The sequence below is a fragment of the Aromatoleum evansii genome, assembly GCF_045689615.1.
In the GTDB taxonomy this organism is placed as follows: domain Bacteria; phylum Pseudomonadota; class Gammaproteobacteria; order Burkholderiales; family Rhodocyclaceae; genus Aromatoleum; species Aromatoleum evansii.
Genome location: NZ_CP141259.1, coordinates 2,816,866 through 2,828,240, shown reverse-complemented (window position 1 = coordinate 2,828,240; position 11,375 = coordinate 2,816,866). Strand labels below are relative to the sequence as shown.

Below are 11,375 nucleotides of genomic sequence, written 5' to 3'. Positions count from 1 at the left end.
TAGTGCGACATTTGCAACAAGTCGTCGCCTTGTGGCTGCTTCCTGATCTTGGATGGCAATTTATCCAAGGGTGCGAGGGGGTAACAAGCAATATATACTCAGCATGTTGTGCTGAAACGGAACCAACTCCATGCGCAGAAAGATTCCTCCGACCGAACTCCTGGTCGCCTTTGAAACGGCCGCTAGGCATCAGAGTTTCACGCGGGCGGCCGAGGAACTCTCGCTCACGCAGAGCGCCGTTTGCCGGCAGATCGGTGCGCTGGAGGATTTTCTCGGCGTGCAGTTGTTCAATCGGGTCAAGAAGCGGGTGTTGTTGTCCGAGGCCGGAACCACGTACGCGCTTAAGGTGCGCGACCTGCTCAAACTGCTGGAGGGGGAGACGCTATCCCTGATGGCACATCAAGGGGCGGGAGGGGTGCTGGAGCTCGCGGTGATCCCGACTTTCGCGACACGCTGGCTGATTCCGCGTTTGGCGGACTTTCATGCGAAACATCCCAGCATCATCCTGAACCTGACGACCCGCGCCGAGCCGTTCATGTTCACCGATACGCCGTTCGACGCCGCGATCCACTTCGGCGACCCGATCTGGCCGGGGGCGATGACGGAATACCTGTTTGGCGAGGAGATGGTCCCGGTTTGCACGCCGGCGTTGTTGGAGGGGGCGGCGGCGATTTCAGTCGACGACCTCGCGAAGAAGCCGCTTCTCCACCATGCCGGGCGCCCGGAGGCCTGGCGCGAGTGGTTCGACGTCGCGGGGCTGCCGAATGTGAGTGCGCTGCGGGGTCCTCGCTACGAGCTTTTCTCAATGCTGGTCGAGGCGGCGCGGGCAGGCCTCGGCGTAGCACTCGTTCCACACTTCTTCGTTCTTTCAGAGGTCGCTTCGGGAGAGCTGATCATCCCGCACCCCTGCTTGTTTCGCAGTAAGCGCGCGTATTACCTGGTCTATCCGGAGAACAAGGCGCAGTCGGCTTCACTGGAAGTGTTTCGCGCTTGGCTGCACGGACAGGCTGCTGCATACATTCGAGACATCTCAGGGGGCAGCTCGGCGTCGAAATAGACTGCATCGCGGCTATTTCGACGCCAGTCTCACGTCTTTCCGGAGGAACTGGCGTTGTTGTTGAGTTCGTGATCGAGACGGGCTGCTCCCCTATTGCCCGCACCGTCGAAGGCAAGATCGCTGCCGCGCCCGACGTTCCTTACTGACACTCTTGTCGTCGTACGACTCCCTCACGGTCGCACGGCGCGCACCAGTTTATGCCGCGGCGGTCACCATCATGGTGCCAATTAATCAGAATTGCTGATGCAATCCATAAGCTATCACCCCTGACAAAGGCAGCTCGCGATCCCGGGACTAGACTCCGAATCAAGGTATGGATTTCCCTTCGGGCTTCCGATACCGCTTGTGGCAAGAGTATGGGTTCCAGGTTGCGAATGCCTCGGCCCCGCTTGCGATCTGTGAAGGAGTGGCGACCGCGCATCGCAAAGAACGTCGCCTACTAGACAAAGTGAGGAGTCACCGTGAATTCAGTCCCGAAGTTTCCGTTCCCTTCCAACGAACCCGAGATGGATTTTGGCGCCGGTACGCAGGCGGCGCAACAACTCGCGGCTACTTTGTCGCAGCGCGAGATCGTCGATATCCCTGCGGTCATCGGCGGGAAGCGGATCTATTCGGACGTTGTGGACGAGGTCTGTGCTCCTCACGACCATCAGCGGGTCATCGCCCGCATCCACCGTCCGAGCGAGGCGCAGGTCGGCGAAGCCATCGCCAACTCGCTGAGCGTTGCGCGCGATTGGGCGAATCTTCCGTTTGCCAGTCGTGCCACTATCCTGCACCGGGCGGCCGACATCGTGGCCAGCCGTCTGCGCATCAAGATCAATGCAGCAACGATGCTCGGACAGAGCAAGACGATCGACCAGGCTGAGCCCGATAGCGCCTGCGAGCTGATCGACTTCCTGCGTTTCAACGCCTACAACGCGCAGCGCATCTACGCCGAGCAGCCCTTGTCCGTCCCGACCGCGGCGAACCGCGCCGACTGGCGTCCGCTGGAAGGGTTCGTCTACGCCGTGTCCCCCTTCAACTTCACGGCGATCGGTGCGAACCTGACGACGGCTCCGGCGCTGATGGGCAACGTCGTGCTGTGGAAGCCCTCCGAGAAGTCGGCGCTCGCCAATTTCATCTTCTACGAAGCGCTCGAGGAAGCCGGGCTTCCGGCTGGCGTGATCAATTTCGTTCCGGGCAACCCGGAAATCACCACGCGTGCCGCGCTCTCGTCGCCGCACATGGCGGGCATCCATTTCACCGGATCCTCGGCCGTGTTCCAGTCCCTGTGGAGACATGTCGGCACCCATATCGAGTCCTATCGTTCGATGCCGCGACTGGTCGGCGAGACCGGTGGCAAGGACTTCGTTCTGGCGCATCCCTCCGCGGATGTGGATGCCCTCTCTATCGCACTGATTCGTGGCGCCTTCGAATACCAGGGGCAGAAATGCAGCGCCGCTTCGCGCGCCTACATTCCGGCTAGCCTGTGGCCGCGCGTGAGGGCCCAGTTGCAGGAGCGGCTTAGCGTCCTCACGGTGGGTGATGTCGCCGACCCGAAGACCTTCATGGGCGCGGTCATCAGCAAGGCCTCCTTCGACAAGCTCGACCGTCGTCTGGCCGAGGCCCGTGAGGACAGCCAGGTGACCATCATCGCCGGCGGGAAGACGTGGAGCGAGCCCGGCTATTTCGTCGCGCCCACCGTCCTCGAAGTGTCCAATCCGCGTCACGCACTGATGCAGGACGAGCTGTTCGGCCCGGTGCTGACGATCTTCGTGTACGACGACAACGCCTGGACCGACACGCTGCGACTCATTGACGAGACCAGCCCGTACGCACTGACGGGTTCGATCTTCTGCAACGACCGCTTCGCCCTTCACGCAGCAGAAGACGCGCTGGCCAATGCCGCCGGCAATCTCTACATCAACGACAAACCGACGGGCGCAATGATCGGACAGCAACCGTTCGGCGGAATGCGCGGCAGCGGCACGAACGACAAGGCGGGTTCGTGGATGAACCTGATGCGTTGGACTTCGCCGCGAGTGATCAAGGAAACCTATCTGCCGACGCGCGACTGGCGATTTGGCGGCTGAAAGCGCGGGTAGTGAGGAGACTAATTCACCGGAGCGATATGCAAATGTCGACGATTGTTTCATTCAAGAATGTTCAAAAGACCTACGACGGCGAAACGCTGGTCGTCAAGAACCTGAACCTCGACATCAGGACGGGCGAATTCCTCACGATGCTCGGGCCATCGGGATCGGGGAAGACGACATGTCTCATGATGCTAGCGGGATTCGAGACGGCGACGCACGGTGAAATCCTGCTCAAGGACAAACCGATCAACCGCATCCCGCCCGAGCGTCGCAATATCGGCATGGTGTTCCAGAGCTATGCGCTATTCCCGCATATGTCGGTGAGCGAGAACCTTGCATTCCCCCTGAAGGTGCGCAAGGTTCCAAGCCCCGAGGCGGCGGAGCGGGTCAAGAAAGCGCTGGCGATGGTCAACATGCAGGCGTTTGCCAACCGCATGCCCGCGCAGCTTTCCGGCGGACAGCAGCAACGCATCGCGGTGGCCCGGGCGCTGGTCTTCGAGCCCGCCCTGGTGCTGATGGACGAGCCGCTCGGGGCGCTTGATAAGCAATTGCGCGAGCAGATGCAATACGAGATCAAGCGTATTCACGAGGAGAGCGGGCTCACCGTCGTGTACGTCACCCACGACCAGGGGGAAGCCATGACGATGTCCGATCGCATCGCCGTATTCAACAACGGGATCATCCAGCAGCTGGCGCCGCCCTCGGAGTTGTACGAACAGCCCGAGAACTCGTTCGTCGCCCGATTCATCGGCGAGAACAACGAACTCAAGGGCACCGTCTCGGAAATGAACGGCCGCGGGTGCGTCGTCGAGTTGCCGCACGGCGGCAGCATTCGCGCCTCCGCCGGTTCCGGCATTTCGGTCGGTTCGACCGCCGGCATATCGCTGCGCCCCGAACGCATCACGATCGGCGACAGCGCACGTCAATGCGACAACGTGTTCCATGGCGGCGTGAAGGACCTGATTTATTACGGCGATCACCTTCGCATCGTGATGGTGGTGTGTGGCCACGATGACTTCATCGTCAAAGTGCCGAACGACGGCGTGAACCGCAAGGTCCGCGTCGGCGATGGAATTGATGTTGGCTGGATGGCTGACGGGTGTCGCGCACTGCGTTAGTCCGCTTCTTCTGGAGTTGTTGTTCGTTTCATCAATTGGAGGAGAAACACAATGAAAAAAGCACAAATTTTCGGTCTCGCCGTTCTCGCAGGTTCTGCAATGGCGGCCAACGCCAATGAATTGACCTTCGTCTCGTGGGGCGGGTCGTATCAGGCGGCGCAGGAGCCGACCATCATCAAGCCGTTTGCCTCCAAGTCCGGGGTCAAGGTCAAGTCAGACAGCTACAACGGCGGTGTGGCGCAGGTCCGCAGCCAGGTACAGACCAACAACGTGACCTGGGACGTCATCGATATGCAGTTGTCGGATGCGATGCGCGCATGCGATGAAGGTCTGCTCGAAAAGATCGCTCCCACAGACATTGCTGCGGCAAAGGATGGCCGGTCAGCCAAGGACGACTACATTCCGGGCGCGCTCAACGAGTGCATGGCGGGCAACAACATGTGGGCAGACGTCATTGTCTACAACAAGGACAAGTTCAAAGGCGCGGCCCCGGCTAAGGTCGCCGACTTCTTCGACCTGAAGAAATTCCCCGGCAAGCGCGGCCTGCACAAGTCGCCGGAAGGTGCCCTCGAGTGGGCACTGATGGCTGACGGCGTGGCTCCCGCGCAGGTCTACCAGACGCTGGCGACCCCGGCGGGCGTCGAGCGCGCGTTCAAGAAGCTCGACACCATCAAGTCCTCGATCGTCTGGTGGGAAACCGGCGCACAAGCACCGCAACTGCTGGCTGACGGCGAAGTGTCGATGACCAGTGCCTACAACGGCCGGATTTTCGCTGCGATCTCGGCAGACAAGAAGCCGTTTGGTTACGTGTGGGATGGCCAACTGCGGCACATCGAGGGCTTCGTGATCGTCAAGGGAACCAAGAACCTGAAGGCGGCCAAGGAACTCGTGCGCCATGCGACGCAGCCGGAGGTTCTGGCTTCGATCGCCAACGTTACCTCCTACGGTCCTCTGCGCCAATCGTCGCTCGCTCACGTTGAACCCGCGGTGGTGAAGTTCCTGCCGACCGCACCCGACAACGCAAAGGGTGCGCTCGATTCCGACTCCGCTTTCTGGGCCGATCATGCGGACGATCTGAACCAGAAGTTCGCGGTCTGGCTGGCGCGCTAAGTAGCACGCTACTTGTCTGACATTCAGAGGGTGGGCTACACCACATGAACGCCATGAGTTCTGTATCTGAGGGCATTCCGATGGGCGACGCATACGTGACCGGAGGCCGGAGTCTCAAGTCGAAGCTTCGCCGGGCGGAGCGAATGGAACAGGTGAAGGCCTACCTTCTGATCTTGCCGCTGTTTGCTTTCTTGCTGATCTGTTTCCTGCTGCCGATCGGCGCGCTGCTGGTCAAGGGTTTCACCGATCCAACGCTGAATGACGAGCTGCCGCATGCGGCCAGTTTGCTGCGCGAGTGGGATCCGGCGAAAGGAGCCGTCCCGGACGAGGAAACCTTCGCGACCTTCGCCAAGGATCTGGCTGCCAGCCGGCCGAATGACGGTGCCAGCCGCGTCGCCAAGCGCCTGAACATCGATCAGCCGGGCATGCGCAGTCTGATCCTGAAGACGGCCAACAAGCTCGATACTGCCGAAGGTGCCACATGGCAGGAAAAGCTCGTCGCGATCGACAAGCGCTGGGGCGCGGTGGCTACCTGGTCGACGTTGAAATATGCGTCGAGCCCATGGACGATCGGCTACTACATCAAGGCACTCGACCTCACCCGCGATGAAAGCGGAGAGATCGTGCAGCAGCCGGAGGGCCAGCGCCTGTACAGGGATGTCTTCGTGCGCACCGCAGTCGTCAGTCTGTCAGTCAGCGTGATCTGCCTGTTGCTGGGCTACCCCGTTGCGTACTTCCTCGCGTCGCTGCCGGCACGCTACAGCAACCTGTTCATGATCATGGTGCTGCTGCCTTTCTGGACGTCGATTCTGGTCAGGACGACCGCCTGGGTGGTGGCCTTGCAAAGCAACGGCGTCGTCAACGCCCTGCTGATCAAGCTGGGCGTGACGGAAGACGGCTTTGCACTGATCTACAACCGGTTCGGCGTGCTGGTGGCGATGACGCACATTCTGCTGCCTTACGCGATCCTGTCCCTGTACAGCGTCATGAAGGGCGTGCCGGGCATCTATGTGAGAGCGGCGAGATCGTTGGGCGCCGGACCGATCCGGGCGTTCTTCCAGGCGTACTTCCCGCAGACCCTGCCGGGAGTTGCCGCCGCCGGGATGCTGACCTTCATCCTTGCTGTCGGCTACTACATCACCCCGGCTATCGTCGGCGGGCCCAACGATCAATTGGCCAGTTATTACATTGCCAACCACGTCAACACGACTTTGAACTGGGGGCTCGCCAGCGCCCTGGCTTCGATGCTGCTCGTGGGCGTTCTTCTGCTCTACGCAGTGTTTGTTCGACTGACCGGCGGCCGCGGCGCCAAATTGGGGTAATGCCATGTTCGAATTTCCTGCATATGTGTCGATCTGGGGCAAAGCGGGCCGTATTTCCTTCGTGGCCCTTTCGCTGGCGATCCTGCTATTCCTGCTGCTTCCGATTCTTGTCGTGATGCCGCTTTCGTTCAATGCCGAGCCTTACTTCACCTATCCGATGTCCGCCTGGAGTACTCGCTGGTACGAAGAGTTCTTCGGCAGCGAGGAATGGCGACTGGCGTTGGAGAACACGCTCATCGTCGGCTTCGCCTCGACCACCGTGGCGACCATCCTGGGCGTGCTGGCGTCCTTGGGGCTCATGAATCCGAAGCTTAAGGGGGGCGTATGGATCACTGGGGTGCTTGTGTCCCCAATGATCGTGCCGGTGATCATCACCGCCGTGGGCGTCTACTTCGCGTTCAGTCCCTTGGGTCTGACGAGCAGCCTGCTGGGCCTGACCCTGGCGCATGCCGCCCTCGGCGTTCCCTTCGTCGTGGTGACGGTGACGGCGACGCTGGCCGGATTCAACGAAACCCTAAGCCGGGCCGGCCGCAGCCTGGGTGCCTCGCCGATGCGGGTCTTCTGGCGCATCAAGCTCCCGATTATTTTCCCGGGGGTGGTGTCGGGTGCGCTCTTCGCGTTCGCGACCTCGTTCGACGAAGTGGTGGTGGCGCTCTTCCTGACCTCTGCCGATCAGCGCACCGTGCCGAGGCAGATGTGGTCGGGTGTGCGCGAGCAGCTGAGCCCGACGATCCTGGCGGTAGCCACGGTGTTGGTGGCGCTGTCGACCGTGCTGTTGGTGACCTTGGAGTTGCTGCGCCGCAGGACTGAGCGCCTGCGCGGCCACGCGTCCTAGTCCCCAGCCGTCGATAGAAACTAAAGAAATCGCCCCCGAGCGTTCACGAATTGGAGGAGCATCAAATGGCAGCCGAACTTTTCGAACGAGATGAGCAAATGACAAGAGCCGAGACCCGGAGCGATCTTCAGACGCTTCGTCAGCGGATCAGGGATGTATCCGAGCTCGCGGAAGAAGTCGTAGTCAATGGGCTGATGAAAGAGGCTCAGTTGAGCCCGGAGCAGCTGAAGAAGGCGCAGGCATTGGCAGGACAGCTCGCCGAAGGCGTGCGCAAGGCCCGCATCAATGCGGGGAGCATCGACTTGCTGACGCAGGAGTTTTCCCTGGACAGCCGGGAAGGGATCGCCTTGATGTGCCTCGCGGAGGCAATGCTGCGCATCCCCGACGTCGAAACGCGAAACAGGCTGATTCGCGACAAGATCGTCGACGGCGACTGGCGCTCGCATGTTGGAAAGTCGCCGTCCATGTTCGTGAACGCTACCGCATGGGGACTCTTGTTTACCGGCAAGGTGTTGAAACAGCCGGACGACTCGGTACTCCTGGAAGCCCTGTCGAGCGTACTGCGCAAGGGCGGCGAGGCCGTTGTCCGCGGTGGCGTGTCGTTCGCGATGCTGATGCTCGGCAAGCAGTTCGTGACGGGCGAAACAATCGAGGAAGCCATTCGCGTGGCGAAGGAGCGCGAAGCGCGCGGATATTGCTACTCGTACGACATGCTTGGAGAGGCAGCGCTAACGCAGGAGGATGCGCAGGCGTACTTCGACGCCTACTGGCACGCGATTGAAGAGATCGGAAAAAGCGCGAAGCACCAAGGCCCGATCATGGGACACGGCGTTTCGGTCAAGCTGACCGGGCTGCACCCCCGCTACGAAGTGGTGCAACGAGAGCGAGTGATTGCGGAGATGTACCCGAAATTGCTGCAACTCGCTTGTGCGGCAAAGAAATGGAATATCGGCTTCCATCTCGACCAGGAAGACGCCGCCCGATTCGATCTCACCATCGAAATGCTGGAGCGCCTGGCTTCCGCTCCGGAACTCAAGGGATGGGACGGGCTGGGTATTTCAGTGCAGGCCTACCAGAAATGTGGCACCGCCGTGGTGGACTGGGTGATCGGGCTGGCGCGTGCGAATCGGTGCAAGATCTTGGTCCGGTTGGTGAAGGGCGCGTATTGGGATACTGAAATCAAACGCTGCCAGACCGAAGGAACCGACGAGTTCCCGGTCTTCACCCGTAAAGTTCATTCCGACGTCAGTTATATCGCCTGCGCGAAGCATTTGCTGGATGCGCAGGACGCGGTTTTCCCGCAGTTCGCGACCCACAATGCCTTCTCGATCGCCGCGATTCATACGCTCGGCGGCAACAAGGAATACGAGTTCCAATGCCTGCACGGCATGGGGGAAACCGTCTACGATCAGGTCGTCGGCGACAATAATTTGGGCCGCCGCTGCAGGATCTATGCCCCGGTGGGGCCGCACGAAACACTGCTGGCCTATCTGGTGCGCCGGCTGCTGGAGAATGGGGCCAATAGTTCATTCGTGAGCCAGATCGTCAAGCCGGAAATCAGCATCTCCGAGATCGTCGAAGACCCGATTGCCCGTGCGGCCCGGACCGGGGGAAAGCCTCACCCGAAGATCATGCTGCCTCCTGCGCTGCTGCCAGGACGCAAGAATGCGGCTGCGTTGCAGCTTGCCGGGTCTGCCGATTTCGAAAAGGCTTTGGCCGAGTTGTCCGCGCATCGGATCAATGCGGAGCCCTTGCTTGGCGAGCCAACCGAGAGGAGGGGCGTTAGCCGCTGCATCTGCAGCCCGAGCGATGAGACCGTAGTCGTCGGCAGCGTTTCCGATAGCTCCTTGGAAACCGTGGATGCCGCTCTCGCGATTGCCGCTACCTCCGGTGCTTCCTGGGGGAAGAGTTCACTCGAAGAGCGCACCGAAAAGCTGCGCGCCGTCGGTGATGTGCTTGAGCGCGACGCCAATCGCCTGTGCGCGATCCTGGTCCGGGAGAGCGGGATGACATTGCAGGAAGCGGCGCAGGAAGTGCGGCAAGCCGTCGCGTTGTGCCGCCTCTACGCTCATCAGGCCGATGCGGATCGCAACCTGCGGCAGGCCCAGCCGCTCGGCGCGGTGGTCTCGATATCGCCGGCGAGCGCGCCCTTGTCCGCGCTTGTCGGCCAGGTGGCCGCCGCATTGATCACCGGAAATGCGGTGCTGGCAAAACCTTCCTCATCCGCGCCGCTGATCGCCTTCGAGGCGGTCCGATCGTTCCACAGGGCGGGAGTCCCGGCGGCGGCATTGCAATTGGTTCCCGGGGCAGGGAGCACGGTCGGGCATGCTTTGACCCGGGATGCCCGAGTGGCGGCGATCTTGTTCTCCGGATCACAGGATGTTGCCAGGGAAATCGGTGCCACGCTGGCAGCCGCCTCGCATGAACCCGTCTTTGTCGCGACGACCGGCGGCTTCAACTCGATGATCGTGGATAGCTCGGCACTGCCGGAACAGGTGATTTCCGATGCAATCAACTCGGCATTCGACTGCGCCGGCCAGCGCTCTTCGTCGCTGCGCCTTCTCTGCCTGCAGGACTCGACGGCGGAAAAGGTGTTGAAAATGCTGCGCAGCATGCTGCGCGAACGCGTCGTCGGACAGCCGTCTCACGCATCGACGGACATCGGTCCCGTTGCGACGAAAGAGCTCCAGAACGCTTTCGGCGAATACGTCCGAAGGATGGCCGACAAGGGCTTCGAGGTGGCGCGGGCGCCCGTCGGCGATGAATGTGCGAAGGGCCGTTTCGTTGCGCCAGCAATCATCGATCTGGGCGATTTGGATGCCATCGAGCAGATCGACCAGACCATCAGCGGGCCCGTATTGCATGTCGTGCGGTGGAAGTCGGGACAGCTGGAGCGCCTGCTGACGGTCCTGAACGAGCGCACGCGCGCCACGGCTCTGGGTTTGCATACGCGGATCAACGAAACCGCCGGAAAGGTGCTTTCCATGGCGCACGCTGACAACGTTTACATCAACCGTGCCGTCCATGCCGCTGCGGCAGGAATGCATCCCACCGGGGGCATGTGCGCCGGAGGGACCGGGCCGAAGGTGGATGGACCGATCACCCTGTATCGGCTGGTGAAGTCGCTGCCTGTCGCGTGGAGCGGCGACAAGGGCCCCTTTGCCCGCACTGCACAGTGGGCGAGCGACAAGTTCTACGAGATACCGGTCATCGAGGAAGGCAAGAAGCTGGTCGCTCGCAAAGTGTTCGAGCGCAATGCCATCGACGAACGAATGAGCTTGCTGAAAGCCGTTCGCGATGCCGCCCAGGGCTTTGGTGTGGGCGAGGAGGGCAAGAAACGGATTGCTCGGCATGTCGAAAAGCTCAGCAGCGTCCTCGTAGCGAATACGCCGTTCGGGCTGCCGGCTCCTGCGGGAGAGGAGAACACGCTGGAACTTCTTGCCGCCGGCCGTCTTCTTTGCGTTGCCCAATCCGACGAGAGCCTCGTAAAGCAGACGCTTGCCGCAATTGCCTTCGGCAATACCGCGTTGCTGCCCCGGTCGAAGCTTGCAGAGACATTGCAGGGAATCGTTGGTAACGGTCGATGCATCATCGTCGACAACGATATCGCCCGCAGCGCCGACAAGATCGCTGCCGCGCAGCCCCGGCTCGTCCTGACGGATCTGAGTGGTGAGAACCTCGCGTCCTTGCGCAAACGAGCCCAGTCGGCTTCTCGAAACGGGGTGTCCGTCGTCACTTCCGACAGCGATGGGAGCTATGACTGGTCGTACCTCGTACGGGAACGCACGACATCCATCAACGTGAGCGCGGCGGGTGGCAATACGCAACTCATGATGCTGACCGAAGAAGCTGCGTAGC

Annotated in this window: 7 protein-coding genes; all 7 read left to right on the top strand. The window is 61.3% G+C overall.

The annotated features are described in order from the left end of the window. Positions 1 to 130: 130 nt before the first annotated feature. The 7 genes from U5817_RS13300 (at position 131) to putA (ending at position 11,374) form a co-directional block, all read left to right on the top strand. Positions 131 to 1,057, top strand: a complete 927-nt coding sequence (locus U5817_RS13300) for a LysR family transcriptional regulator (RefSeq protein WP_407277631.1) — start codon at positions 131 to 133, stop codon at positions 1,055 to 1,057. Positions 1,058 to 1,518: 461 nt separating this feature from the next. Continuing rightward, the gene (gene pruA, locus U5817_RS13295; protein WP_407277630.1) at positions 1,519 to 3,129 is read left to right on the top strand and encodes an L-glutamate gamma-semialdehyde dehydrogenase; all 1,611 of its coding nucleotides are present in this window, start codon (positions 1,519 to 1,521) and stop codon (positions 3,127 to 3,129) included. 44 nt (positions 3,130 to 3,173) lie between these two features. Beyond that, a complete protein-coding gene (locus tag U5817_RS13290) occupies positions 3,174 to 4,250 on the top strand; it encodes an ABC transporter ATP-binding protein (protein ID WP_407277629.1) in 1,077 nt (358 codons plus the stop codon). Between the two features lie 51 nt (positions 4,251 to 4,301). Next, on the top strand, positions 4,302 to 5,360 hold the full coding sequence (locus tag U5817_RS13285; RefSeq protein ID WP_407277628.1) for an ABC transporter substrate-binding protein: 1,059 nt from the start codon (positions 4,302 to 4,304) through the stop codon (positions 5,358 to 5,360). A 143-nt stretch (positions 5,361 to 5,503) separates the two neighbouring features. After that, on the top strand, positions 5,504 to 6,682 hold the full coding sequence (locus tag U5817_RS13280) for an ABC transporter permease (RefSeq protein ID WP_407277626.1): 1,179 nt from the start codon (positions 5,504 to 5,506) through the stop codon (positions 6,680 to 6,682). A gap of 4 nt (positions 6,683 to 6,686) precedes the next feature. Next, complete coding sequence (locus U5817_RS13275; protein WP_407277625.1) at positions 6,687 to 7,517, top strand: ABC transporter permease; 831 nt, start codon at positions 6,687 to 6,689, stop codon at positions 7,515 to 7,517. 65 nt (positions 7,518 to 7,582) lie between these two features. Next, positions 7,583 to 11,374 (top strand): bifunctional proline dehydrogenase/L-glutamate gamma-semialdehyde dehydrogenase PutA, encoded by a 3,792-nt coding sequence (putA, locus tag U5817_RS13270; protein ID WP_407277624.1) that lies wholly within the window; start codon positions 7,583 to 7,585, stop codon positions 11,372 to 11,374. Position 11,375 lies beyond the last annotated feature (1 nt).